At 72.1% G+C, this 25,960-nt stretch carries 23 protein-coding genes; 13 read left to right on the forward strand and 10 right to left on the reverse strand.

The window, feature by feature from the left end; all coding sequences use genetic code 11:
- Positions 1-162: 162 nt before the first annotated feature.
- The 8 genes from B072_RS0103525 (at position 163) to B072_RS42305 (ending at position 7,018) form a co-directional block, all read left to right on the forward strand.
- Positions 163-1,548 carry a glutamate decarboxylase gene (locus B072_RS0103525; protein ID WP_018528545.1) on the forward strand — a complete coding sequence of 462 codons (1,386 nt, stop codon included), beginning with the start codon at positions 163-165 and terminating at the stop codon, positions 1,546-1,548.
- 79 nt (positions 1,549-1,627) lie between these two features.
- Positions 1,628-2,116, forward strand: coding sequence for a DUF1877 family protein (locus tag B072_RS0103530; RefSeq protein ID WP_018528546.1), 489 nt, complete (start codon positions 1,628-1,630; stop codon positions 2,114-2,116).
- A 199-nt stretch (positions 2,117-2,315) separates the two neighbouring features.
- Positions 2,316-2,774, forward strand: coding sequence for a hypothetical protein (locus B072_RS42295; RefSeq protein ID WP_051127069.1), 459 nt, complete (start codon positions 2,316-2,318; stop codon positions 2,772-2,774).
- Positions 2,759-3,634 carry a hypothetical protein gene (locus tag B072_RS0103540; protein WP_018528548.1) on the forward strand — a complete coding sequence of 292 codons (876 nt, stop codon included), beginning with the start codon at positions 2,759-2,761 and terminating at the stop codon, positions 3,632-3,634. Before B072_RS42295 ends, B072_RS0103540 begins: the two co-directional genes overlap by 16 nt.
- 116 nt (positions 3,635-3,750) lie before the next feature.
- Entirely contained in the window at positions 3,751-4,359 is a 609-nt protein-coding gene (locus B072_RS0103545) for an RNA polymerase sigma factor (protein WP_043243117.1), read from the forward strand.
- Entirely contained in the window at positions 4,356-4,925 is a 570-nt protein-coding gene (locus tag B072_RS45355) for a hypothetical protein (RefSeq protein ID WP_018528550.1), read from the forward strand. Before B072_RS0103545 ends, B072_RS45355 begins: the two co-directional genes overlap by 4 nt.
- A 285-nt stretch (positions 4,926-5,210) precedes the next feature.
- Entirely contained in the window at positions 5,211-5,885 is a 675-nt protein-coding gene (locus tag B072_RS0103555) for an RNA polymerase sigma factor (RefSeq protein ID WP_018528551.1), read from the forward strand.
- Positions 5,885-7,018 (forward strand): hypothetical protein, encoded by a 1,134-nt coding sequence (locus B072_RS42305; RefSeq protein WP_018528552.1) that lies wholly within the window; start codon positions 5,885-5,887, stop codon positions 7,016-7,018. Before B072_RS0103555 ends, B072_RS42305 begins: the two co-directional genes overlap by 1 nt.
- A gap of 238 nt (positions 7,019-7,256) precedes the next feature.
- Here the strand turns inward: B072_RS42305 and B072_RS0103565 are convergent, their stop codons facing one another.
- Entirely contained in the window at positions 7,257-8,093 is an 837-nt protein-coding gene (locus B072_RS0103565) for a L,D-transpeptidase family protein (protein WP_026245408.1), read from the reverse strand.
- A 214-nt stretch (positions 8,094-8,307) separates the two neighbouring features.
- Between B072_RS0103565 and B072_RS0103570 the strand changes: the two genes are divergently transcribed.
- The 3 genes from B072_RS0103570 (at position 8,308) to B072_RS0103580 (ending at position 11,302) form a co-directional block, all read left to right on the forward strand.
- Positions 8,308-9,897 carry an acyl-CoA mutase large subunit family protein gene (locus tag B072_RS0103570; protein ID WP_018528554.1) on the forward strand — a complete coding sequence of 530 codons (1,590 nt, stop codon included), beginning with the start codon at positions 8,308-8,310 and terminating at the stop codon, positions 9,895-9,897.
- A gap of 72 nt (positions 9,898-9,969) precedes the next feature.
- Entirely contained in the window at positions 9,970-10,626 is a 657-nt protein-coding gene (leuE, locus tag B072_RS0103575; protein ID WP_026245409.1) for a leucine efflux protein LeuE, read from the forward strand.
- Positions 10,627-10,720: 94 nt separating this feature from the next.
- Positions 10,721-11,302 carry a Uma2 family endonuclease gene (locus B072_RS0103580; protein ID WP_018528556.1) on the forward strand — a complete coding sequence of 194 codons (582 nt, stop codon included), beginning with the start codon at positions 10,721-10,723 and terminating at the stop codon, positions 11,300-11,302.
- Between the two features lie 2 nt (positions 11,303-11,304).
- Here the strand turns inward: B072_RS0103580 and B072_RS0103585 are convergent, their stop codons facing one another.
- A complete protein-coding gene (locus B072_RS0103585) occupies positions 11,305-12,771 on the reverse strand; it encodes an FAD-dependent monooxygenase (protein ID WP_018528557.1) in 1,467 nt (488 codons plus the stop codon).
- 72 nt (positions 12,772-12,843) lie between these two features.
- Here B072_RS0103585 and B072_RS0103590 point away from each other — a divergent pair, with 72 nt between their 5' ends.
- A complete protein-coding gene (locus B072_RS0103590) occupies positions 12,844-13,530 on the forward strand; it encodes a TetR/AcrR family transcriptional regulator C-terminal domain-containing protein (protein WP_018528558.1) in 687 nt (228 codons plus the stop codon).
- Positions 13,531-13,552: 22 nt separating this feature from the next.
- Here B072_RS0103590 and B072_RS0103595 read toward each other — a convergent pair whose 3' ends face one another.
- The 8 genes from B072_RS0103595 to B072_RS0103630 all read right to left on the reverse strand — a co-directional run bounded on the left by B072_RS0103595 (position 13,553) and on the right by B072_RS0103630 (position 24,441).
- Positions 13,553-14,698 carry an acyltransferase family protein gene (locus B072_RS0103595; RefSeq protein WP_018528559.1) on the reverse strand — a complete coding sequence of 382 codons (1,146 nt, stop codon included), beginning with the start codon at positions 14,696-14,698 and terminating at the stop codon, positions 13,553-13,555.
- A 152-nt stretch (positions 14,699-14,850) separates the two neighbouring features.
- On the reverse strand, positions 14,851-15,954 hold the full coding sequence (locus B072_RS0103600) for an acyltransferase (RefSeq protein ID WP_018528560.1): 1,104 nt from the start codon (positions 15,952-15,954) through the stop codon (positions 14,851-14,853).
- 51 nt (positions 15,955-16,005) lie between these two features.
- Complete coding sequence (locus tag B072_RS0103605; protein ID WP_018528561.1) at positions 16,006-17,370, reverse strand: polysialyltransferase family glycosyltransferase; 1,365 nt, start codon at positions 17,368-17,370, stop codon at positions 16,006-16,008.
- A gap of 3 nt (positions 17,371-17,373) precedes the next feature.
- Positions 17,374-18,339 (reverse strand): glycosyltransferase family 2 protein, encoded by a 966-nt coding sequence (locus B072_RS0103610; RefSeq protein ID WP_026245411.1) that lies wholly within the window; start codon positions 18,337-18,339, stop codon positions 17,374-17,376.
- 204 nt (positions 18,340-18,543) lie between these two features.
- Positions 18,544-20,769, reverse strand: coding sequence for a tetratricopeptide repeat protein (locus tag B072_RS0103615; RefSeq protein WP_018528563.1), 2,226 nt, complete (start codon positions 20,767-20,769; stop codon positions 18,544-18,546).
- Positions 20,766-22,016: a hypothetical protein gene (locus B072_RS0103620; RefSeq protein ID WP_018528564.1), complete on the reverse strand. Its 1,251-nt coding sequence runs from the start codon at positions 22,014-22,016 to the stop codon at positions 20,766-20,768. The genes B072_RS0103615 and B072_RS0103620 overlap by 4 nt, the downstream gene beginning before the upstream one ends.
- Positions 22,017-22,129: 113 nt before the next feature.
- Positions 22,130-23,464 (reverse strand): alpha-2,8-polysialyltransferase family protein, encoded by a 1,335-nt coding sequence (locus tag B072_RS0103625; RefSeq protein ID WP_018528565.1) that lies wholly within the window; start codon positions 23,462-23,464, stop codon positions 22,130-22,132.
- The gene (locus B072_RS0103630) at positions 23,464-24,441 is read right to left on the reverse strand and encodes a glycosyltransferase family 2 protein (protein WP_018528566.1); all 978 of its coding nucleotides are present in this window, start codon (positions 24,439-24,441) and stop codon (positions 23,464-23,466) included. Before B072_RS0103630 ends, B072_RS0103625 begins: the two co-directional genes overlap by 1 nt.
- 199 nt (positions 24,442-24,640) lie before the next feature.
- Here B072_RS0103630 and B072_RS0103635 point away from each other — a divergent pair, with 199 nt between their 5' ends.
- Complete coding sequence (locus B072_RS0103635; protein ID WP_026245412.1) at positions 24,641-25,948, forward strand: DUF6716 putative glycosyltransferase; 1,308 nt, start codon at positions 24,641-24,643, stop codon at positions 25,946-25,948.
- Positions 25,949-25,960: the final 12 nt, after the last annotated feature.

Consider the following 25,960-nt stretch of genomic DNA (forward strand, 5'->3'; position numbering starts at 1 on the left):
TATGCCTATCGCGGGGTAAAGCACCTCAATCGATCAGCAAAGTATGTGTTTAACCTCGGTATTCCCTCCCTCGCATGGGTGAATTCGCGCAGGTCACGGGGGTGGTCGCCGCTCTAGGTTCGGCAGTGATCGGCTGATGCCGCCGTCCGCCCTGGAGAGGTCATGTCCTACACCTCCGTCCCCGTTCCCTCCGCTCCCGTTCCCTCCGCTCCCGCTCCCGTCGCTCCTCCCGCCGAGACCGCGTTCCCCCGCGACGAGTCCGCGCCTCGCGCCGTCTACGAAGCCATCCGCGACGAGCTGCTCCTCGACGGCCGCAGCCGCCTCAACCTCGCCACGTTCGGCACCACGTGGATGGAGGACGAGGCCCGGCTGCTGATGACCGAGACCGCCGACAAGAACCTCGTCGACACCGACGAGTACCCGCAGGTCGCCGACATGGAGGCGCGGTGCGTGCGGATGCTCGCCGACCTCTGGCACGCCCCGGACCCGGCCCGCGCCACCGGCTGCTCCACCACGGGGTCCAGCGAGGCCGCCATGCTCGCCGGGCTCGCGCTCAAGCGGCGCTGGGAGCAGCGGCGGCGCGCGGCCGGTCTCGACACCGAGCGCCCCAACATCGTCGCGGGCGCCAACGTCCAGGTCTGCTGGAAGAAGTTCTGCTCCTACTTCGACGTCGAGGCGCGACTCGTCCCGCTCGCGCCCGGACGGCTGCACCTCACCCCGGAGATGCTCGCCCAGTACTGCGACGACCGCACCGTCGGCGTCATCGGCATCCTCGGCTCCACCTTCGACGGGTCGTACGAGCCGATCGCCGACCTGTGCCTCGCCCTCGACGGCATCCAGGACGCCACGGGCCACGACATCCCGGTCCACGTCGACGGCGCGTCCGGCGCCCTGGTCGCCCCCTTCCTCGACCCCGACCTCCTCTGGGACTTCCAGCTCCCGCGCGTCGCCTCCATCAACACCTCGGGGCACAAGTACGGGCAGGTCTTCCCGGGGCTCGGCTGGGCGCTGTGGCGGGACGCGGCCGCGCTGCCCGCCGAACTCGTCCACCACGTCGACTACTTGGGCGGCGAGATGAACACCTTCTCGCTCACCTTCACCCGCCCCGCGTCCCACGTCGCCGCGCAGTACTACACCTTCCACCGCTACGGGTACGCGGGCCTGCGCCGCCTGCACCTGGAGTCACGGCGTACCGCGCGCGGACTCGCCGCCGGGATCGCCGACCTCGACCTCTTCGAACTGCTCACGGACGGCAGCGAGTTGCCCGCCTTCGCCTTCCGGCTGACCGACCGCGCACACGCCCTCGGGCTGCACGAGCGGGGCATCGCCCTCGCGATGCGGGCCCGCGGCTGGCAGGTCCCCGCGTACCCGCTGCCGACCGGCCTCACCGACACCTGGGTCCTGCGCGTCGTCGTCCGCACCGGCTTCACCCCGCGCCTGGCCGCCCTCTTCCTGGACGACCTGCGCAACGCGGCACGCGTGGTCGCCGGGGCCACCGTCTCCGTACCCGTCGAAGTGGAGGAGGTGCAGGTGCTGACCGTGGGGTGACGGCTTCCGCCTCGGCTGCGCTGCACCAGTGGGCCGTTCATGGCCCGGGACCACCCGTGCGAACCCGAGAGGTGCCTCCGTGTCCGTCTGCCTCAGCCTGCGCCGGTTCAGACCGGGCGACCCGCACCTGTGCGGGGACGTCGAGCTCCTCATCGGCGCCGTGCCCATCACGTCCCGCGTGGAGGAGGACGCGGGACTGCTGGTGAGCCTCGGGGAGGAGTGGGTCGTGGTCCTGGCGGCCCTGGCCGGGGACGACACCAGCACCGCCACCGTCGGCCACCGGGCCGTGCTCGGCGGGGAGTTCCTCGGACGCACGGAGACCGAGGTCGCCGTCCTCCTCACCCCGGACGCGGTCCGCCGCGTCGCCGCCGAACTGGCCTCGGACTCCGTCGGCGGCGACGGCGAGGCCCGGGTGCTCCGGCACCTGGACGCGGTGGAGGCCGCACACGGCGCGACGGCCGGCGACGGCCTGCGGCGCAGAGTGGCGGCCCAGGTGGAGGCCCTGGCGGGCTTCTACGCCGTCGCCGCCGCGCAGGGGGACGTGGTGGTGAAGGTGGCGTACTCGTGAGCCGGGGGAGGGGTGGAGGGGCGGAGGGGCGGAGGGGTGGCACCCGGCAGAGGGGGCGGACGCATCGGACAGCTGAAGCCCCGTCAAGGTTGTACGCCCGCATGCAACTAGTGATGTGAGAAGCGACATGTGAGAAACCCGTGACGGTGGCGTGTGTCCGTCCGCTGGTGAAGTGCCTAAGGAAAAGAGGGGGCTCACCATGCCTGAGGGCGGGAAACCAGCGGTCGCCGCCGAGATGCGGCAGCACGCGGCGGCGTTCGTCGCGAGGGTCGCCTCGTCGCGGCTGCCGCTGGACTACTCCGTGGCCAGCCTGCGCGTCGTCGACTTCCTCATCGACGGTCTGCGCAAGGGGAGTGCGGAGCGGGCCCGGATCGATGTCGTGCTCTTCGGGCTCGGCGCCTACGTCGGAGAGGTGCTGGCCCGCCGGGCCGGAGCCGTGTGGGTGGACCTGGACGAGGCACAGCGGGCGTACTTCGGGCAGCGGGTCGGCGTGCGCATGCCGGACGGCCGGGTGTGGAGCCCGCTGGGCAAGGTCGTCAACCGGTACGAGGTCGGCGCCGAGGAGTCGCTGCAGACCTTCTACCTGACGCTGCCGGGCCGGGTGGCGACGTCGCGGCCGGTCACCGAGCGAGGGAGCCGCGCGTGCGCCGCTCGGTGATCACCGGAGCCGCGGTCGCCGTGGCACTGCTCGCGGCGGGCGCTCTCACGCACCCCGTGACCGCTCCGGCCGGGGCGTCCCGCGTCGCCGCACGGGAGTCCGGCGGTGACTGGCTCCTGCGGATGGCCGAGCGCGCCGCGCAGCCGCCGCGCCCGGCCGAACAGGCCCGCGGGGAGCGCCTTCTGACGGAGGCGATCTCGCTGCTGCGCGCGACCCCCTCGGTGCGGATCGCGGAGGACATCACCGTCACGAAGGGGCAGCGGATCCGCGTCGACCTGCGCATGAACCGTCACGGCGACTGCGCCGGCACCTTGGACGCCGGGGTCGGCAAACGCGGCGACATCATCTTCATCGCCGCCCGCAAGGGGCACGAGGCCGAGGGCTACCTGAAGTACACCGACACCGCGCTGAACGAAATGCGTGCGCTGGCCCTGCGCGCCGACCCCGACACCACGGAGCGGGTCCTGCCGCGCCTGACGCAGGCGCGGGGCAAGTACGTGAAACTCCCTCAAGGACCCCGCGGCACCGACCCCTTCGCGAAGCAGTGCCGCATCGGGCAGACCCTCGGCTCCATGGCGAGCGACGTGGCGGGCACTCGCGCCCGGCCCGCCGTGCGCCGCGCCGGACACCGGCTGATCCCCCTCGTGCCGCCGGCGGACTCCGCGAACTCGAAGGACACCGGCACCGTGTACGTGGACGCCGACGGAAAGCCGTATCTGCGCTCCATGGAAGGGACTTCGGGCGGAAAGCCACTGTCCCTCACCTTCTCCGCGTACGGCGAACCGGTGCCCGCCCACCGCCCCGACCCCGCGCTCACCGTCGAGTTCCCGCCGGACGAGGACTCGGTGTTCGCGGTCTGAGGCGACGCGGTACCGGGGCCTGTGACGTTTCTGTGGGCCCGGGCGCAGATCACCTAGTAGGGAGTTCGGACGGCTGCGGATCCGCCGTCCCCGGTTACGTACACAGAGGACAGCGGTTGGGCCAGGGAGGGGAGCAACGTCGTACGCAGGTGTACGACGAGGAGTTGGGCGCGGCCGTCGCGCGGGCCCAGGAAGGCGACGAGGCCGCGTTCGCCGTGGCCTTCCGGCTGGTGCAGCCCGGACTGCTCGGCTATCTGCGCGGGATCGTCGGCGAGGAGGCCGAGGACGTCGCCGCCGACGCCTGGCTGGAGATCGCCCGGGACCTCGGGCGCTTCCGCGGCGACGGCGCGGGGTTCCGCGGCTGGACCGCGACCATCGCCCGGCACCGCGCGCTCGACCTGCTGCGCCGCCAGAAGGTACGGCCCCGCGCCAGCACCACGGATCTGGACGTGCTCGACCTGCCCGCCGCCCACAACACCGCCGAGCAGGCCTTGGAGACCCTCTCCACGGAACGCGCCCTCGCCCTCATCGCCGACCTTCCGCGCGACCAGGCCGAAGCGGTGCTGCTGCGCGTCGTCGTCGGGCTCGACGGGCCCGCCACCGCGCGCGTCCTCGGCAAGCGGTCCGGCGCCGTGCGCATGGCGGCGTACCGAGGCCTGAAACGGCTCGCCCGGCAGCTCGGTGTGACGGAAGACGGGCAGCACACGCTGGGGGAGTCGAGATGACTGACAACCACGTGCACGCCCTGGGTGAGGCGCTGGCCGAGGCGGTCCGGCAACCGGACGAGGCCGGGGAGCGCCGGGCGCTCGCCGCGTTCCGGGCCGCGCGCGACTCCGGCGCCCTCGTCGCGGAACCGCGGCGGCGGGACGACTGGCGGCCGCGCCGGCGCCGGGCGCGCTGGTCCGTGCGCACCATGGTGGGGGCGGCCGTCGGCGGCCTGATGGTGGGCGGCGTCGCCGTCGCCGGGATCGGCACCGTGGCCACGCCGGACGAGCCCGGCGAGCGGGTCAGGCCCACCCGTACGGTGTCGCCCCCGGAGTCCTCGGCGCCTCCGTCACCCGTACGGAACCCGGCGTCCGCGGCGCCGACCGGCACACCCACGCCCACGCCCACGCATCCGGAACAGGCCCGGGACGACGAGGCGCGGTGCAAGGCGTACGAGGACGGGCACGGGACGAACCGTTCGGAGCGGGCGGCACAAGGGTGCGAGTCGCCTTCGGCGGATGCCGCCGTGGGGTCCGGCGCCGCGAAGACGCCGCCCGGCACCGCGCACCGGCACGACGAGAAGTAGTCGCGACGAGAAGTAGTCACGACAAGCAGTAGTCCGGGGCCGGAAATACGGGACGGCCGAGGTCGCCACCCCCCACAGGAGAGACCCCGGCCGCCGCGCGGTACGGGTCGCGAGCGGCCCGTACTCCCTTCAGCGCCGTAGGTGCGTTTTCTGTCACACCCCGCTGTGTGACCCAGTAGTTGCCCGTTGTACAAACATGGACGCAGGGCGATTCAGGCCGTAGCGTGCTGATTCGCGCCAGGGGCGCGCCGGGGGCGCACGAGACCAAGTGGGCAGGGACTGGGAGTGCTGGGGGACGACGCGGAGTTGACCGCCGCGGTGCTTGCGGCACAGGACGGGAACGAGACCGCGTTCCGGACTGTGTACCGCGCCGTGCACCCGAGGCTGCTCGGATACGTACGCACGCTCGTCGGCGATCCCGAGGCCGAGGACGTCACGTCGGAGGCATGGCTGCAGATCGCCCGGGACATCGACCGGTTCGAGGGTGACGCCGACCGGTTCCGCGGCTGGGCCGCCCGGATCGCCCGCAACCGCGCCCTCGACCACATACGCATGCGGGGACGCCGGCCCGCCATAGGCGGTGACGAGACCGAACTCACCGGCCGACCCGCGCTCTCCGACACCGCCGACGAGGCGATGGAGTCCCTCGCCACCGGCGACACCCTGGCACTCATCTCCCAACTCCCGCAGGACCAGGCCGAGGCGGTCGTGCTGCGCGTCGTCGTCGGGCTCGACGCGAAGAGCGCCGCGCAGACCCTCGGCAAGCGGCCGGGCGCCGTCCGCACCGCCGCACACCGGGGCCTGAAGAAGCTCGCCGAACTGCTCGGCGCGGACCTCGTCGAGCCGCCGAACGACCCCGGACCCCTCGGCGCGGTGCCGCAGCCGAGGCAGCCGAGACCCCGCACGGTGACGTCCGCCGGTGTGACGCAATCGCGTACGCGGACGCAGAAGGACATGTGATGGCCGACGAGCACTACAGGTGGCTGGACCGCGACGCGGCGGAGCGTCTGCTGCGCGGGGAGCCGCTGGAGGCCGTCTCCGACGACGCCGCGCGCCAGGCACTGGAACTCGTCGCGGCGCTCGACGCGCTCACCGCGCTTTCCGCCGGACCCGAGGGTGAACTGCCGGGCGAGGACGTCGCGTTGAAGGCGTTCCGCGAGGCCAGGGCCGTCTCCGCGGTGGACGGCGCCGTGACCTCCATCGGCGCGACCGGCAGCACCGGCCGCTCCGGACGCCACCGCGTGGGCCCGCCCGCGGAACCGGACCGCCGCGGGCCGCGCTGGGGCCGCCCCGTGCGCTTCGGACTCGCCGCCGCCGTCGCCGCGTGCATGGTCGGCGGGGTCGCCGCCGCCGGGTCCGGGGTGCTCCCCTCGCCGTTCGGCGGCCGGGACGATCCGGCGCCCGCCTCCTCCGTGTCCGCCGTCGCCAGCCCCGACCGGCCGCTCGCCCCACCGTCGCCGAGCACCACGGCGGGCGGCGACGAGGCGCTGCCCGACGGCTCGGCGAGCCCCGACGACGGCACCGGCTCCACCACCCCCGACCGGAGCGGCTCCGCGGGGAACAAGGGCTCCCCGTCCGCGCCCGACTCCAAGGCGACCGGGAACGACCGGGGATCCGTACTGCTGCGCCGCGAGATCGCCGAGGCCTGCGCCAAGTACCGGGGCGGCCGCCTGTCCGCCGACGAGAAGCAGCGACTGCGGGACTCGGTGGAGGCGTCGGGGCGCAGCGCCTCCGACATCGCCCGCTTCTGCGACCGCGTCCTCGGCCGCTCGGACGGCTCCGACGGCCCCCGGGAATTCGGCGACTCCGACGGCTCCGGAGACTTCGGCGACGGCGACGGCCGCGGCGGCACTCAGGACGGCGACAGCGACGGGGACAGTGACGGGGACGGCCGGACCGGCGGCGCGAGCGGCAACGACACCAACGGGTTCGGCAACGGGAACGGCGACACCGTCGGCTTCCACACCCGCACGCCCGGCGTCTCCCCGAGCCGGACCTACAGCGCGTCCCCCGAGCTGCCGACCGCCGGGCCGTCGCCCTCCGCCACTGCCTCCGCCTCCGCCTCGCCTTCCGCCCCGACCTCTGCCTACTGATCGTCGATCAGTGGCCTGAACTGCGAAAACACCGCTGTCGGAAGGCGCGTAGAAGAATCTACGGAACGGGTGTGACGTTTTTGGAGCATGAGGCGCAGTACTGAGTGAGCCGACTGGTCATCGGCCGTGCACGAGCCGGGGTTCCCCCCGTACCTTCGGTTCAGTGCCACCGGCGTGGGTGGGACACGTTCCCCCGGTCCCACCCACGCCCCTAAAACACTCCGGTAAGCACTCCGGGTCACCAGTAGATGACGACCTTGTCGCCGTTGCGCACCTGGCCGAAGAGGCTCGCGATCTTCCCCTCGTCCTTCACGTTCACGCAGCCGTGCGAGGCACCGGCGTAACCGCGGGCCGCGAAGTCCGACGAGTAGTGCACCGCCTGGCCACCGCTGAAGAACATCGCGTACGGCATGGGCGTGTGGTAGATCGTCGAGACGTGGTGGCGGGACTTGAAGTAGACCTGGAAGACGCCCTCACGGGTGGGCGTGTACTGCGATCCGAACCGCACGTCCGTCGTCATCAGCCGCTTGCCGTCCACCATCCACGACAGGGTGCGGCTCGTCTTGCTGATGCACAGCACCCTCCCCTGCATGCAGCGCGGATCGGGCTTCGCCGGGGGCTGCCCACCGGACGCGTACAGCTCGTCCCGGTTCGGCTCGTGCGTCATCTTCAGCAGCCGCTGCCAGGTCACGGTGTCGGTCCTCCCGGTGCGCGGCAGCCCGCGCTTGCCCTGGAACCCCTTGACCGCCTCGGTGGTCGATTCCCCGTACGTGCCCGTCGGCCCGTCGAAGAGCCAGGCCACCTGACGCAGCCGCGCCTGCAGCTCCCGCACCTCCTCGCCCCGGTCGCCCGACGCCCACAACGTCTTCGGCGGCGCGGCCGTCGCCGACGCGGAAGGGGCGGTGGAATCGGCGGGAGCAGAGGGCTCGGCGGACCCGGAGGGCTTCGCGTCGTCCGGTGCGCCGGCGCTCGACGCGGGTGCCGACGGCGGCCGCGCCGAACCTCCCTCGACCGCCTGCGCCGTACAGCCACAGGCCAGCGCGAGCACCCCGAATGCCGCTACCGATCTCCTCATGACAGCTGTCCGCATGATGTCCCCCGTCCCTCGTGTCGTACCCCTTCTCTCTACTGATGCTTCCCGCGCCCGAAACGTTGCGAACTGCCGCAGCTCAGCGGGTAGGTCTGTGAGCAAGGTCCCAGCGTGGGCCCCTCCACTCACCGAACGGCCGCCGCTACAGTCCGTCGCGAGGGTCGATGACTACTGGCAAGTAATCGCTGGAGGCACAACCATGGCGCGCGAATCCGAGTCCGGACTGCCCATCGAGCCGGTGTACGGCCCATCGGCACTCGATGGCTGGGACCCGGATCAGAAGCTGGGCGAGCCCGGCGCGTATCCCTTCACGCGCGGTGTCTACCCGTCCATGTACACCGGCCGTCCGTGGACGATGCGCCAGTACGCCGGGTTCGGCACGGCCACCGAGTCCAACGCCCGCTACAAGCAGCTCATCGCCAACGGCACCATGGGCCTCTCGGTCGCCTTCGACCTGCCGACCCAGATGGGCCACGACTCCGACGCCCCGATCGCCTCCGGCGAGGTCGGCAAGGTCGGGGTCGCCATCGACTCGATCGACGACATGCGCGTCCTGTTCGGCGGCATCCCGCTGGGCAAGGTGTCGACGTCGATGACGATCAACGCCCCGGCCGCGCTGCTCCTGCTGATGTACCAACTGGTCGGCGAGGAGCAGGGCGTGCCCGCCGACCAGCTCACCGGCACGATCCAGAACGACGTGCTCAAGGAGTACATCGCCCGCGGCACCTACATCTTCCCGCCCAAGCCCTCCCTCCGGCTGATCGCGGACATCTTCAAGTACTGCAAGGCCGAGATCCCGAAGTGGAACACCATCTCGATCTCCGGCTACCACATGGCCGAGGCCGGTGCGTCCCCCGCGCAGGAGATCGCCTTCACGCTCGCCGACGGCATCGAGTACGTGCGCACCGCCGTCGCCGCCGGCATGGACGTCGACGACTTCGCCCCGCGGCTCTCCTTCTTCTTCGTGGCGCGCACGACGATCCTCGAGGAGGTCGCCAAGTTCCGTGCCGCGCGCCGGATCTGGGCCCGGGTGATGAAGGAGGAGTTCGGCGCGAAGAACCCCAAGTCGCTGATGCTGCGCTTCCACACCCAGACCGCGGGCGTGCAGCTCACCGCGCAGCAGCCCGAGGTGAACCTGGTCCGCGTCGCCGTCCAGGGCCTCGGCGCCGTGCTCGGCGGCACCCAGTCGCTGCACACCAACTCCTTCGACGAGGCGATCGCCCTCCCGACCGACAAGTCCGCGCGCCTCGCGCTGCGCACGCAGCAGGTCCTCGCGTACGAGACGGACGTGACCGCCACCGTCGACCCGTTCGCCGGGTCGTACGTCGTCGAGAAGATGACCGACGACGTGGAGGCCGCCGCCCTCGAACTCATGGAGAAGGTCGAGGAGCTGGGCGGCGCGGTCAACGCGATCGAGCACGGCTTCCAGAAGTCCGAGATCGAGCGCTCCGCCTACCGCATCGCGCAGGAGACCGACTCGGGCGAGCGTGTCGTGGTCGGCGTCAACCGCTACCAGCTCGACGCGGAGGAGCCCTACGAGCCGCTCCGCGTCGACCCCGCCATCGAGGCCCAGCAGGCCGAACGGCTCGCGAAGCTGCGTGCCGAGCGGGACCAGGAGGCCGTCGACGCGGCGCTCGCCGAGCTGAAGAAGGCCGCCGAGGCCGACTCGGACACCGCCAACGTCCTCTACCCGATGAAGGACGCCCTGCGCGCCCGCGCCACCGTCGGCGAGGTCTGCAACGCGCTGCGCGAGGTGTGGGGCACCTACGTCCCCTCCGACGCGTTCTGACCCGCTGACCTGCTCTTTCCGCCCTGTGGGGCCCCGGCGCGGAGTGTCGTACTCGTGTGCGACACTCCGGTCATGCTGGGTGTCATCGATCTTCCGACCTATCTCGCGGGTCTCGTCCTCATCATCCTTCTCCCGGGGCCGAACTCGCTGTACGTACTCTCCGTCGCCGCCCGCCGCGGCATACGCACCGGCTACAAGGCCGCAGCCGGTGTGTGGTGCGGCGACACCGTCCTGATGACCCTGTCCGCCGCCGGTGTCGCCTCCCTCCTCCAGGCCAACGCGGTGATCTTCGGGATCGTGAAGTACGCGGGCGCCGGATATCTCACCTGGCTCGCGATCGGCATGATGCGCGCCGCCTGGTCGATGTGGCGCACCCGGCGCGAGCGGCTCGCCGCCGAGCCCACCGGGGACGCGGCCGTCGAGGCCCAGGAGCGGCCGTTCCGCCGCGCCTTCGTGATCAGCCTCCTCAACCCCAAGGCGATCCTGTTCTTCATCGCCTTCTTCGTCCAGTTCGTCGACCCGTCCTACGCGTATCCCGCCCTTTCCTTCGTGGTCCTCGGCGCCTTCGCGCAGCTCGCGAGCGTGCTGTACCTGTCGGCCCTGATCTTCAGCGGCACGAAGCTGGCGGCCGCCTTCCGCCGCCGCAAGCGGCTGTCGGCCGGGGCGACCTCGGCGGCCGGCGTGCTGTTCCTCGGCTTCGCGGTGAAGCTGTCGCTGGCCAGCGTGTGAGGCTTCGGCGGGGCGGTACCGATCGGGTGACTCCGGGCGGAGCCGCTGCGGCGGTGGTTACGCTCTTGGAGAGTGCTCCCTGAAGGAGGATGCCGTGGCTGTTCTGCAACACGAGCTGACGTTGGGCGGGGCCGCCGAGATGCTCTCCCGTGCACTGCCGCCCGGGCACCGCGTGGAGATTCTCCAGGGGAGGCTCACTGTGACACCGCCGCCGGACGGCTCGCATGCGTTGTCGTTGACGAAACTGGGCCGCAGGTTCGACCGCGCCGGTATCGAGGACACGGACGCGGAATTCGTCCAGGGCATCGGCCTCTGGCTCCCCGCCCTGCCCGAGGACTACGCGATTCCTGACTTCTCCGTCGTCGACGAGGACTTCCGTGACGCCCGGGTCCAGAAGAACTGTTACGCGGCCAACGTCTTCCGCCTGGTCCTGGAAGTAACGTCGTCGAACTGGGCCGACGACCTCGGCCCCAAGGTCGAGTGCTACGCCGAAGCCGGTGTGCCCGTCTACATCGTCGTCGACCGCAAGCACGGTGAGGTGCTCCTGTACCAGGAACCGGTGGACGGGCGGTATCCCGCACCGGAGCGTTACAAGCGCGGCCAGACCGTGATCGTGCCCGAGTCGGTCGGGGTCACCCCGGAGCTGTCCGTCGACACCCTCCTCGACGGCGACTGACCTCAGGCCCCGACGACACCGGCCCGCGCCAGGTACTTCTCCACGCCCTCCGCCGTGTCCCCGGCCCACCCCACGTATCCGTCCGGCCGCACCAGGAAGACACCGGTGCCGTACGCCTCGTACGCGGGCACCGTGACCGTACGTATCGCCGTCTCGTCGAGCGACAGCAGCCCGGTGCCGGGTGAGGCCACCGCCCCCACCGTCAGCAGCGTCCAGTGCGGGCCCCGGAACGCGTCGAAGAGCCGGATCCCGCCCGGGTGGCCGTCCGGTGCCCGGTCGCCCGCGCGCAGGGCGTCCTCCGCCAGGTCCGTGCGGGTCTCCCCGGTCAGCGCCGACTCCCGGTAGCCGATGCCCAGTTGACGCAGCTCGCCGCCGCGCTTGACCGGGGTCTCGGAGCGGTGGATGCGGGTGCTGATGCCGAGGATGCCCGCCGCGACCGGCATCCGCTCCTCCTCGTACGTGTCCAGCAGCGATTCAGGGGCCCCGGCGAGCACCGCGGCCAGCTTCCACGCCAGGTTGTACGCGTCCTGCACGCTCGTGTTCAGGCCCTGTCCGCCCGCCGGGGAGTGGATGTGCGCCGCGTCGCCCGCGAGGAGGACCCGGCCGTCGCGGAAGCGGTCCGCCATCGCCGCCCGTGCCCGGAAGTCCGAGGCCCAGAGCACCTCGGCGACGTGCTCCTCGCGCAGGACGGTGCGGGCGGCGAGCAGCTCGGCCACGCCCGCCGGTGAGGTGTCGGGGGTCGCCGACTCGTCCGCGTACTGCGCGGCCAGCTGGAAGACCCGGCCGGTGTCCGAGGGCAGGGGGCAGAAGGCCACCATCCCCTCCTCGGCCTTCGGCCACACGTGCCAGTGCGTGTCGGGGAGCGGCGCGTCGTCCGTGATCCGGACGTCCGCGACCAGCATCGGCTTCGGGTCGACGGTCTCGCCGGTCATCCCGATGCCGAGTTCCCTGCGGACCGTGGACCGGCCGCCGTCCGCCGCCACCAGGTACCGCGCGCGGACCGTCGAGCCGTCCTCGAACGTGGCCGTCACCCCGGCCGCGTCCTGCGCCAGGCCGGTCAGCCCGGCGCCGAAGCGGACCTCGCCGCCGAGCTCCCGCAGGCGCGCGTACAGCACCTCCTGCGTGCGGGCCTGCGGTATCAACCACCCATTGGCGAACGGCACTTGCTCCGTCGGCTCGGCGCGCTCCATCATGTCCCACTCCGCGCCCGGCTCGTCGCCCTCCCACACGCGCATCGTCGGGTACTCGGTGCCCGCCGCGTGGATCGCGTCCAGCACCCCGAGGTCGTACAGGACCTCCTGGGTGCGCGGCTGGAGGCCCTTGCCCCGCGAGCCGGGGAAGAGCCCCTCCGCCCGCTCCACCAGCAGAGCCGGCACGCCGCGCCGCGCCAGGTCCGCCGCCAGCACCAGGCCGGTCGGGCCCGCGCCCACGATCAGCACCTCGGTATCGGTATCAGTAGCCATGACCATGATCCACCCGCTCCTTAACGTCGTTAAGTTCGATGTCCCGAGCATGGCCTTAATGGCGTTAAGCTGTCAAGCGTGGCCGAGAAGAAGACCCCGAAAGAAGCGGCGAGCCCGAAGAAGCCGAAGCTCGACAAGGCGTCCGTCGCCGACACCGCCCTCGACCTGCTGAACGACGTAGGTCTGGAGGGTCTGACGCTGCGCGCCATCGCCAAGGAGCTGAACGTGCAGGCGCCCGCCCTGTACTGGCACTTCAAGAACAAGCAGGCGCTGCTCGACGAGATGGCGACCGTGATGTTCCGGCGGATGGCGCGGGAGGGCCGCGACATCGGGTACGAGCCCTCCGGCCCCTGGCAGGAGTGGCTGCTGCTCGGGAACCGGCAGCTGCGCGCCACGCTTCTGCGCTACCGCGACGGCGCGAAGGTCTTCAGCGGGTCACAGTTCACCGGGGCCGACCACGGCCCCGAGATGGAGGCGAACCTGCGCTTCCTCACCGACGCGGGCTTCACCCCCGACCAGGCGGCCTGGGCGAGCTCCACCACGTTCATGTACACGCTCGGCTTCGTCACCGAGGAGCAGGGTGTGCAGCCGCTGCCCGGCGAGCGGCGCCCCGGCTACGACGTCGCCGAGCGCGCCGAGCTGCTCTCCGACTACCCGCTCGCCGCAGCCGCGGGGGAGCGGCTCTTCGAGGGGTACGACGAGCGGTTCGAGGAGGGGCTGCGGCTGATCGTGGCGGGGATCGAGGCGCGGTACGGGGTGAGCTGACGCCGCGGCGGGCGGCCCCGGGTCAGCCCAGCGCCCTGCGCAGGCGCGGCGTCGCCCACCGCTCCACGTACCGGTGCATCAGCCACGCGAGGGTCAGCATCACGATCACCGTCGCGGCGAACGTCACCGACGACGGCAGGCCGAGGCGGCGGTGCAGGAAGCCGATCGACACCCAGCCCAGGTGTTCGTGGACCAGGTAGAAGGGGTACGTCAGCGCCCCCGCCACGGTGAGCCAGCGCCAGTTCGCCCATCGCAGGCGGCCCATGGCGATCGCGGCGACGGCGGCGAAGCCGAGCGTGACCACCAGGGCGATGCCGAGCGAGGAGCGGTTCGAGAAGGCGTGCGGGTTCGGCGCGTGCCAGAGCCCCGCGACCGCGTAGTGCTGGCCGATCGCCCAGCCGACCGCCACGATCCCCCAGGCCAGGACGTCGCGCCGGTCGCGGTGGACCAGGTAGAGGCCGATGCCGCCGATGAAGAACGGCGCGTACTCGGGCATCAGGAGGACCGTGAGGAACGGTTCGCCGGAGGCCTGCGTCAGCGCCGCCGCCAGGGTCCACACCGCGCAGAACAGCACGACGCGCCCCCGGGTCGCGCCCGGCAGGACCACGCACAGCGCGAACAGGGCGTAGAAGCGCAGCTCGGCCCACAGGGTCCAGCACACGCCCAACACCCGGTCGGCGCCCAGGGGTTGCTGGAGCATGGTGAGGTTCACCAGCGCGTCGCTGGGCGAGACCGCCTCGTAGACCACCACCGGCAGCGCGAAGACCGCCGTCACCAGCACGACCGCCACCCAGTACGCGGGGAAGAGCCGGGCAACCCGGGACGCGAAGAACGAGCGCAGCGGACGGCCCCAGCCGCTCATGCAGATCACGAAGCCGCTGATGACGAAGAAGATCTGCACACCCAGGCAGCCGTACGCGAACAGGCCGTGCGTGGAAGGGAATTGATCGCGCGGAGAGGTGCCCCATGCTGTGGCCACGTCACCGCCCCTGCCGCCGTAGTGGTACGCCGCGACCATCAGGGCGGCGCCCAGACGTAGCCCGTCCAGGGCGCGCAGCCGGCCGTCCCCGCGGGCCCGGCCGGGCTCTCGCGACGGCGGCAGTGACGGGGCGTCGAGCACCGCGGCGCTCGACGAGGGGCCCGGCGTGCTGACGGCCGTCTCGGTCACGGATGCCACTCCCTGCTGTGTCGTTGCGCCCCGCGGCGTCCGGGAGGCGCGGCTCACGGGCCACACTAGGCAGGCCCGCACCAGGAGTCGCGGCCCCGCAGGGCCGGTTCGCCGAGTGCTCGCGAGAACGTCATCCGCCGGTCACCCGGGGGTCAGCCGAAGTAGCGGCGCAGGTTCAGCCGGCCCCACAGCAGGCTGGCGGCGAACGACAGGACCATGACCGCGGCGAGCAGACCGACCAGGAGCAGTGCCGCCACCGGGCCGCTCAGGTCCGGCGACACCAGGGGCCGCACGAGCTCCTCGACGAACAGCACGTGCACCATGTACGCGCCGAGCGCGGCACCGGCCAGCTTCTGCAGCAGCGGCCGCCACTTGTCGGGGACGCGGACCCTGCTGACCAGGAGCAGTACGGAGGCGGCCATGACGGCGACGAACAGGTGGGCGTTGGGGATCACGTAGTGGACCTGCGTGTTGTACCAGAGGCACGCCGCGATGGCGGCCGGAAGCAGCACGAGCAGCGTCTTGCGCCACCGGAAGGCGCCCGCCGGGAGGGCGAAGAGCATCGCTCCGCCGACCGCGTACACCACCGAGTAGGTGCTGAACCCCCAGGCCACGGTGGGCATTTCATGGCCGGTGGTCTCGGCGACGGTGCTCAGCACGCTCGGCAGGACGGCGATGCCGAGCAGCACCGCCCCGAGGCCCCACGGCCGCTGACCGGCCTTGATCAGCATCGCGAAGGCGAGGAGCACGATGATGGGGATGTAGGTGTACATGAACCACAGGTGGTAGGCGGGCTCGACGGAACCGACGAGGGAGTCCACCGCCAGCTCGGTCATGGGCCGGTCGTTGCGGTCGCGCAGCCAGGCCCAGAGCAGGTACACCGCCGTCCACGCGAACAGCGGGACCGTGTTGCGCACGATCCGCTTCCACATGCGGGCGCTGTCCTTCGGGGGCGCGCCCACGAGCACGGCCCACCCGGCTATCGCGAAGTACATCGGGACCGCGAACGGGTTGATGGCCTCCGCGACGTGCCCCACCCAGTACGAACCGGACCCGTTGGCCGGGTCGTTGCCGGTCGAGCGGATGAACTGGGAGCCGACGTGCCCCAGCATGATGATGGCGGAGCACAGCAGCCGCATCAGGTCGATGTCGAAGCGGTGCTCGCGCTTCCCGGCCCCGATCCCGGCGGGCTCCGCCGTCCGCGGCGCGCCGGTGGTTCTCGTCTCGGGCAGGCTGATCGTCGTCTCGGGTTGCACGGCGCACCTTTCGAAGGGCGAGGAGGCGGGGATGAGGGGATGCGGGCGGTGTCAGCGCCCGGAGTCGCGCCGGACGGCCTTCCTGACGACGCGCCTGGCCCGGCGCGCGCGGAGCTTCGCCCGTGCCTGCTGGCCGGCGCCGGGCAGGCCGAGTTCGGCCAGGCGCGGCTCGGGGAAGCAGTGGCCGGGCAGTGCGGCGAGGTGCTCGCGCAGCCAGGCCTCGACCGGCTCGCGCGCCTGCTCGTGCAGCGCGGGCTGCATGCAGAATCCGAGCGCCCGCACCAGCGGTGACAGCGAGGCGGGGGCCGCGCCCACGAGGGCGGCGGCCCTGCCGTCCTCCAGGTCGGGCACCACGTGGTCGACGATCGCCAGCGGTACGCGGTTGCTGTTCTGGAACGGCTTCAGCCGCTCCATCACCAGCGCCGTGCCGACCCGGCCGACCGGGACGTCGTAGTACGCGGAGGCGGTCACCATCGCCGTGGAGAAGCAGCCGACGACGAGCTCGGGACGGCAGTGGTGGTACAGCGTCTCGGCCAGCAGCGGCGCGTCGAGGACCGTGAGCCGGACGCCCGCGTCCGCGGCCGCCTTGCTCAGCGCCGCCGAGTAGCTGGGGGGCGCGGTCGGATGCGGCTTGAAGACCACCGTGCGGTGTCCGGCCCGCGCGGCGGAGGTGAGCATCCGCACGTGCAGCTCCTCCTCCTCGGCCGGCTCAAGGATGTTGATCGCCGCCAGGTACTGCCCCAACAGCACGGCCGTGGGCGCCTCTTCGCGTACGGGCGTCAGGCGCGGGTCGTCGGCGGCGTCGACGGCGATCTCGTCGAGCACCGCCCGGAACGCCTCGTCCGGGACGATCTCCGGCTCCACGTCGAACTCGGAGAGCAGCAGCGGCCGCAGCCCCGGCACCAGGTCGAGGTGGAGCAGCCGCTGGATGCGCGCCCCGATGGACAGCGGAAGGCGCTCGCGGGTCGGGCCGTAACTCATCAGGCCGTCCGCGTACACGTGCACGGCGCTCTCCGAGAAGATCGCCGCCAGCGCGCGGCCCGGGTTGACCTGGATCGACTCGACGGCGATCTCGACCCGCTCGCGCGGGTCGATGTCCCAGGCGAGCCGGAACGCCCGCTGCCACAGCGTCGCGTCGTCGCCGCGCGGGCCCCAGGTGCTGGGGTGGTGCGGGCGGATCGCCTCGTTCCAGCTGATCACCGAGTCGAAGCGGCGGGTGATCGGCGTGTAGCCGTGCATCTCGTCGAGGCGCAGCGCGGTCTCCGGCACGGCGGCGTTCTGGGAGACCAGCAGGATGCGGCGGGTCCCCTCGTGCTCGCCGAACAGGCCGGCGTCCAGAGCGGCGGCCAGGGTGGCCGCGCCGTACAGCGTCGAGACCTGGAAGATCTGGGTTCTGTTCCGGTGTCCGGGAAACATGGATCAGGCTGCCTTCCGCCCGTCACGCAGGCGGCTGAGAACGCGGCTCCGCTTGCTGTCGATCGTTCTGAGGGTCTCCTCCAGCACCTGCTCGGGCATGCGGTGGAGGGCGGCGCGGGCCTCGCGGCGCAGTCGCCGGGCCGCCGCGGTGTCGTACTGATCCGCCTTGTCGAGGTGGAAGGCGATCATGGCGCAGTAGGTCCGTACGGCCTTGGGGAGGAAGCGTTCGGCCTCGGGGTCGGCGCGCACGTCGTCGAGCAGCAGGTCGTAGGCCGGGATGAAGTCCAGCTGGCGGGAGTCCTTGATCTGGGTGAGCGAGGTCGCCACGCCCCGCCGGTAGAAGACGCCGTGGAGGCCGACAGCCGCGTACGTGTCCGCCTTCAGATGCAGGCGCCAGATCCACAACCGGTCCTCGGCGGTGCGCAGTCGGGTCGCGAAGCGCATCCCGCCGTCGGCGAAGAGGCGGCCGCTGTAGATGCCCGCCCAGACGAAGGGGTAGTCGACCATCGTCTCCCGGTGGGCCGGCGCGATCCCGTCGCGCGCCGCGAACACGGTGTCGCGGGCGCCGGCCGGGGGTCTGCGCAGGACCCGCTCCGTGCCGGTGGCCTGGACGTGGTCGGTCCGGGCGAAGTCGCAGCCCAACTCACGTATTCGGTCCACGAGTTCCGGCAGGTGGCCGGGGGCGTACCAGTCGTCCCCGTCGAGGAACGTGAGGTAGTCGCCGTGCGCCGCGTCGATCCCGGTGTTGCGCGCCTGCGCGATGCCCCGGTTCTCCTCGTGCCGCAGCACCCTGGCGTTGGGGAGCTTCTCCGCCCAGCGGTCGATGATCCGCGGTGTGGTGTCCGTGGAGCGGTCGTCGACGATCAGGAACTCGAAGTCGGGGTGCGCGTTGCCGACGAGACTTCGCAGGGTGCTCTCGGCGAAGGCCCCCACATTGTGCATGGGGACTATGACGGAAAGTATCGGCACGCGGGCCTCTCACAAAAGAAAAAGATCAACCGGGAACAAGTCGTGCACAGGTTACGAATGTTCCCGGTGTGAACGGTGACCGGAGAAGCGTCGTTGAGTGAACTCTGTTGCCTTGATCGGTGAATTGTCGGTACGTGAGGTGTGGGCGGGGCCTTTTCCGGTCAGCCGGGGCCGTCGGCGTCCGTCGGCGTCCGTCGGCGTCCGTCAGCCGAGTCCGAAGGTCGCGCGGAGTTCGCCGAGGTTCGCCTGCGTGGTCTTCCACAGGAACTCCTGGGCGGCGCGCACGTCCGCGACGGCCGCGTCGTGGTCGTCGAGGACCGCTGCCGCCCGTTCGGCGAGCCGAGGACCGAGGTCCCTGTCGTGCACCGACAGACCCCAGGAGCGGCGGTCGATGTCGGACAGGAAGTACGCGAGCTTCGGGTGCGAGACCAGGCTGAGGATCGGGGTGCCGCAGCCGAACGGGATCATGCCCGCGTGCCCGCGCATCCCGATCACCAGGCGCGCCCTGCGGTACAGGTCGCGGATGGCGTCGTTCGACAGGGCGTAGAGCCGGTCGACGGGCAGACTCAGGCCGTGCTCCCGGCGCAGGTCGTGCACGAACTTCTCGTCCGGCGGCATATGGGCCGCGTACCGGACCTCGGCCCGCTCGCTCAACTCCCTGAGCGCGCCCGCCATTTCGGCGAGGAAATGAGCGTAGTCGTGACCGAACCGCAGACCGGAACGGTCGTACGCGCAGTTGACGAGGACGGTGTCGGAGCGCGGCACCGCGCTCGCGGGCGGCGCGAGCCGGTCGGCGACCGTGGTCGGGCACGGCTGGTAGCGCACCCGGTCCCGCAGGTCCTCGGGCAGCAGTTCCCGCACCCGCTCGATCGAGCCGTGGTTGCGCAGCCCGAAGAACGCCGACCGCTCCACGAGCACCCGCAGGCTCTCGGCGAACCGGGTCCTGCGGTACTGCTGCCCGTCGAAGATGTTGTAGCCGACCGCGAACACCGCGAGCGGCGCCGTGATCCGGGCCAGCAGGGCGTCCGGCACGTTCCACTGCCAGTAACTGTTGCTGTTGGGGGAGGTGTCCGGGAGGAAGAGCCCGCCGCCGCCGACGACCACGCCGCGCCGCGCGTTCAGCTCCTCCAGCGTCTCCTCGTCGACGAGGCGGTGCGCCTGCTGCCGGTACCAGCGGCGCGGTCCCGTGTCGGGGCCGAAGCACTGCCGCACCGCTTCGGGCAGCACTTTGTCACCGGCGTTCTCGTCGCCCTCGGCGAACAGCGCCACGTGGGCCAGCTGCTCGGAGGCGGGCCCCGCCTCCGACTCCGTCTCGCCGCGGCCTTCACCGGTGCGTACGTACCAGCTGTGGCATCCGGCGTCGGTCGGGTCGGCGGCCAGGCCCTGGCGGGCGTAGTCGTGCGCGTCCTCCTCGCGGCCGCACAGCCAGGCCAGGCGGGCGAGCTGGGCGAAGGCGCGGGGCGCGTTGTCGGGGGACGCGGCGGCGAGCAGCAGATGGGTCTCGGCCTCGGCGTAGCGGGACAGCGCCATCAGGCACACGCCGAGCGTCTCGTGGCAGCGCGGCGCGTCCGGGCGGTCGTCGAGGACCGGGGCGAGCACCGCGACGGCCTCCTCGTAACGGCCCTGCTGCCGGTACACGTCGGCGACCGTGCGGGCCAGGTCGAGGGAGGGGCGGCTGTCGAGGAGCGGCGGGACGAGGTGCGCGACGAGCTCGGCGTGCTTGCCGCCGGGCAGCGCGCGGTAGGCGGCCCGGAAGTCCTCGTCGTCCAGCTCGAAGCGGCGCCGGGCCTCGTCGGCCGGGCCGTACCCGGGGGAGTCGAACGGGCCGCTGAAGTGCAGCACCGCGACCCGCTCGGGCACCGGCAGATCGTCGTGCAGGCGGCGCGTGAGGAAATCGTGGCGCGCGTCGACCGGGACGAGCAGGGAGCCGAGGAGACCGTCCAGGCTCTCCACGCCGTCCCAGCCGGCCAGGGCGTCGTCCACGTCGGCGCGCTGCACGACAAGCAGCCCGTCGGGCAGGACCGAGCGCCGCTCCACCCCCGCGTCGTCGCACCACACCTGCGGCACGGCGGCCACCCCGCGCCGCAGCCGCAGCAGTTCACCGAGGTCGCCGAGGACGACCATCGCCGTGTCCAGGGCGATGACCGTGTCGTAGCCGTCGAGCCGGAACACCTCCGCCCGCGAGCGCGCGCGGCGGGTGACGAGCCGCGGGTGCAGCCGGCGCGGCGCGTCGAACGAGGCGTCGTCGAGGCCCGGGTGGAGGACCACCACGTCCTCGCACACCTTCGGATTGGTCAGCACCAGGCTGCGCAGCAGCGTGGCCAGGGCGGGCAGCGACGCGGCGTCGACATGGACGGCGAACGCGATGCGCCGCCTGCCCGTGACGGTGCTGCGGTCGTCGGGCCGGTCGTCGGCGCGGGAGTGCGTCATCGCAGGGCGATCCTCATCGTGCTGTCGGCTCTGTCGGCTCTGTTGTCGATGTCGTCGATGCGGGTGGAGTGGTCCCTGACCCAGGCGGCCTCCGCCGGGCGCAGTCCTCCCGCGCCGGACGGCCCGAAGCCGATGAGGTCGAGGCGGGGGCTGACGTCCAGGAAGTCCAGGAGTCGCACGACGGAGAAGGCGGTACCGGCGTCCTCCCCCCAGCCGTCCTCCCCGATCAGCGCCGGGTCGCTCAGCGGGCGGCGCAGCGACACGTCGCCGACGTGCCGCTGGGCGCCGGGCACGAGGCGCTGCCGGACGGTCCGCCGCCAGCGCGGGACCTGTGCGTCGAACACGAGCCGGATGCCGGTCGGCAGGGTCCAGGCGGGGCCCTCCCACGGTGTGTCGCCGCGCGGCGAGACGGCGTGCAGATCGGTGCGAGCGCCGGTGCCGGGCGCGTCGATCCGGACCGCGTCGCAGCGCACGACCACGTCGTAGCGGTCGATCTCGGGGCCGAGCCCGCCGCGCGCCACCGCGTCGGTGCCCGCGACCACGCACACGCTTCTGCCGGTGAGCAGCGCGCGCAGTCCCGCGACGCCGACGGGCGTGGTGGTGTCGGGCAGCGCCTCGGGCACGGCGTCCCGTTCGACGAGCCGCCGGTACGTGCCGTACAGCTCGGCCAGGCGACGCACCCCGGGGTCGCCGGCGCCGTCCCGGGCCAGCCGCTGCCGGAGCAGTTCCGCGGTCTTCTCGACCCCGGCGCCGGTACCGGCGACCGCCTCCAGCGCGTCCCGGCACGCCCGCCGCTGTCGCAGGGTCTCGATCCGGCGGACCGTCCCCGCCGCACCGTCGCCGCCCTCGACCAGCGCGAGGTAGCGCTCGTACGACTCCAGCGCCTCGTCGTCGCGGCCCAGTCCGTCCAGGGCCGCGCCGTGCAGCCGCCAGGCCGCCCGGGAGCGCCGGCGCAGCCGGGTCGCGTTCTCGGCGACGTCCAGGGCGAGGCCGAGACCGTCGGCCCCGCCGGCCTCCAGCGCCCGCTCGCCGACCGTGAGGAGGGCGTCGAACGGATCGGCCGCCGGACTGTCCACGGAGGCCGTCAGGGTGCCGATCGCCCGGGTGAGCCGGGTCTGCCGCGGAATGGTGGGCGCGCTCTGCGTGGCGAGATAGGCACCGCACCGGTGGACGCTGCCCGCGTACAGGGCCGACCTGGCGGCGTCCCGCTGCCGCGCCTTGAAGAGTCCCGCCAGGGGGTTCGTCATGGGGTCACCGTTCTCGTCATCTCCCGGTCCGTGCGTCGGGCGCGGCCGGAGGCCCGAATGTGCCCCAACTCACGTGGGCCCGGGCGGCTTTCGGGCGGACGCTGAGTGAACTCTCAGCGCTTGACCGCCTTCCAGGTCCGGCGGGCCCGCCGCGCCATCCGCCGGGCGGTCGAGTTGCGCGGCAGGAACCCGAGCCGCTGCGGGAGGCCGCCGGGCAGTCCGAGCGAGGTGAGCCGGCGGCGCTTGAAGTAGCGCTGGACGCGGCTGTCGAAGTGCTGGGAGAGATACCGCTCGGCCGCCGGGCGCAGCGCGGGCAGGACCTGCGGCTGCATCGCGAAGCTCACCGCGCCGATCAGCCCTTCGAGCTGCTTGGGCGGCAGCGCGGCGGTGTCACGCCCGCCCGGCTCCAGGTCCGGGAGAAGCGCGTCGGCGAGGACGACGGGCACCCGGTTGCTGTTCTGGAACGGGGCGAGCCGCTCAAGGAGCGTCCCGGTCCCGATCCGGGCGACCGGAAGCCCGTAGAACGCGGACGCGGTGAACAGGGCGGTCGAGAAGCAGCCGACGACCAGCGCGGGCCGCGCCCTGGCGAACAGCACCTCGGCGAGCACGGGCGTGTCGACGACGGTGAGGTCGACGCCGAGCCGCTCCGCCTCGGCCTCCAGGGCCAGTTCGTAGTCGGCCGGGGCCATCGGGTGCGGCTTGAAGACGAGGGAGCGGTGGCCGCGCTCGACGGCCCCGCGCATCATCCGCAGATGCAGCTCCGTCTCCTCGGCGGCGGTGAGGATGCCCAGGGCGGACAGGTACTGGCCGAGCAGCAGCGCGGCCCCGTCCGGCACGGCGGGCAGCTCGCCGGAGGCGCCGGTCAGGCCCGCCATCACCTTCAGGAAGTTCTCGGTGGGCACGATCTGCGGCGGCACCCCGAACTCGGTCAGCAGCACCGGCTTCAGGCCCGGCACCAGATCCAGGTGGAGCAGCCGCCGCACGCGCGTACCGACCAGCGGGTCGATCTTGTTGCGGGTGGGGCCGTAACTCATCAGCCCGTCCGCGTAGGCGTGGATCGGCGCACCGGTGAAGATCTGGGCGAACGCGAGCGCCGGATTGACCTGGAGCGACTCCAGGATTAGTTCGAGGCGGTCGTCGTCGAGCCGCCACAGCATCCGGAAGTACCGCTCCAGGAGCGGGATGTCGTCCTGGCGCGGGCCCCAGGCCGACGGGTGCAGCGGGCTGATGGCGTCGTTGAAGACGAGCACCTCGTCGAAGTGCTTGCGCAGCGCGCCGAACCCGGGCATCTCGTGCACGCCCGGCGACGTCTCCGGCACGGCCGCGTTGTTGAACACCAGCAGGATGCGGCGGTCCGGTTCGCTGAAGCACTCGGCCTCGATCGCCGCGGCCAGCGTGGCCGCGCCGTAGAGCGTGGAGGCGCAGAAGATCTGGGTGGTACGGGGCATCAGGCGGCCGCCTTCGCTGAGGTGACCCGGCGCCGCAGCCGGCGCAGTCGCGCGGCGCGGTCGAGGTCCATGGTGTCGAGGACGTCGGCGAGCAGGGCCTGCGGCATCCGGTCGAGCGCCGCCGCGCTCATCGCCCGCAGCCGCTTGGCCACCGCGGGCTCGAACTTCTCGATCTCCGACAGATGGTGGGCGATGATCGCGCAGTAGGTGCGCACGGCCTTGGGCAGCAGCCGGTCGGCGTCCCGGTCGGCCGCCGTCTCCTCAAGTACCTCGTCGAAGGCGCGGATGAAGTCGAGCTGGCGCACGTCGCCGATCTGCGTGAGGGACGTGGTCACCCCGCGGCGGTAGAACACCCCCAGCAGGCCGACGGCGGCGAACGACTCGGCCTCCCGGTGCAGTTGCCAGATCCACGGCCGGTCCTCGGCGGTGCGCAGCCCGTCCGTGAAGTGCAGCAGCCCCCGGTCGAGCAGCCGCCGGTGGTAGATCCCGGCCCAGGCGTACGCGTAGTCGACGGAGGTGGTGCGGTCGGCGGGCAGGATCGCCTCGCGCGGCAGCAGGACCTCGTTCCTGACCCCGACCGGGACCCGGGACACCGAGCGGGCCCGGCCCTTGGCCTGTACGTGGTCGGTGCGCACGAAGTCGCAGTCCAACTCCTCGATGGAGCGGACCAGTTCGGCCAGGTAGCCCTCGGCGAGCCAGTCGTCGCCGTCGAGGAACGTCAGGTACTCGCCTCTGGCCGCGTCCAGGCCCGTGTTGCGGGCCGTGGCGAGACCTCCGTTCTTCTCGTGTCCGACCAGGACGGCACCGGGCAGGTCACGCTCGGCGCGCGCGAGTATCGCCGGGGTCTCGTCCTGGGAACAGTCGTCGACGAGAATGAATTCGAAATCGTCGCGCGCATTTGTGCGAAGACTTCGGAGGGTGTCGGGCGCATATTGCTGCACGTTGTAGAACGGCACGATGACGGAGAGCTTGACCACCCGTCGGACGCTACTGGGGCGGCCCGTCATGCGGCTTGGCCAGCGGCTTGATGCCGGATGAACGACGTGTGTCGGATTCGTGAACCGGCGCCGCCGCAGGGGAATTCCGGGGCCGATTCGCCATTCGGCGATCTGCTGTTAACCGTTTGTTGCGCTCCGGTTGGGCCGCGGCTCGGAATGGCTTTCTAACTTCGTCGACGTGCCAGCAAGGAACCAGAAGCAGTCACGGATCGCCGTGCTCGCGGACTCCGACACCCGATGGAAATGGGGGTCGCTCACCGCCTCCCGCATCGCCCCCGAGGGCGCCGCCCTCGACGGCTACCTGCTGCGCGGCCGCTCCACCCCGACCGCCCGGCAGCTCCGGGAGGTCGGCGTCCGCGCGGACAGCCTCCGCGAGGTCACCGCGGTCGAGTTCCTCCGTGACATGCAGCGTGCGCCCGGTGCGTACGACGTGGTCGTCCTCGCCCTCGTCGGCGGTGGCGTCCAGGCCGTACTGCACGGACTCGCCCACGCCTGGGCGGAGTCGGCCGACCGGCCCGTCGTCGTCACCGGATACGTCGGCGTCGTCTACGAGAAGCTCGCCGACGGACTGCTCCTGCGCCACGGCGCGGACGTCGTCCTCGCCAACTCGGCGTACGACGCGGACCGGTTCCGCGCCGTGTACGAGGGAGTGGGCGCCGACGCCTCGTCGGTCACGGAGTGCGCGCTGCCGTTCCTCGGCGGCGCGCGCTACACCGACGCGCACGACCCGTACACGGTCGTCTTCGCCGCCCAGCCGTCCGTCCCGGACACGGCCGCCGACCGGCTCTACCTCCTCGACCGCCTGGTCCGGCACGCCCGGTCGCACCCCGAGCGCGAGGTGCTCCTCAAGCTGCGCAGCAGGCCCGGGGAGCACACCACGCACATCGAGGAGATCCCCTACCAGAAGCTCGCGCAGCGCATCGACCTCCCCGCCAACTTCCGTCTCGTGTACGGGAACATGGGCGAGGTCCTCGACCGCACCGACCTGCTGGTCACGGTCAGCTCGACGGCGGCGCTCGAATCCCTGCACCGGCGCATCCCGACCGCGCTCCTCACCGACCTCGGTGTCCGGGAAGCGCTCGGCAACCACCACTTCACCGGCTCCAACTGCCTTGTTTCGTGGGACCAGTTGGACGCCGGACTGTGCCCCGAGGCCGACCCCGCCTGGGTCGCCCGGCAGGGCGTCGCCGCCGACGGCACGTACGAGAGCGCCTTCGACGGCGCGCGTGCCAAGGTCGCAGCCCTCCTGGCCCACGAGCGGCCGGCGCTCGCCCCCTACTACAGCCGCACCACCGCCCCCGGCTACCTGCCGCGCGTCCTCGCCCGGCACCACCTCGCGCCCGACGGCAGCCCGCTGCCCGGCGCGCCCGCCGGCGACAAGGATCCGGGCCCCGTGCGGCAGATCGTCCGCCGGGCCGCGCGCGGCGCCTACCGGCACGGCGTGCAGCGCGTCGCCCCCGTGATCCGGCGGATGGGGGAGCTGTGAGCACCCATCTCG

Source organism: Streptomyces sp. HmicA12, assembly GCF_000373565.1.
Classification (GTDB): Bacteria; Actinomycetota; Actinomycetes; order Streptomycetales; family Streptomycetaceae; genus Streptomyces.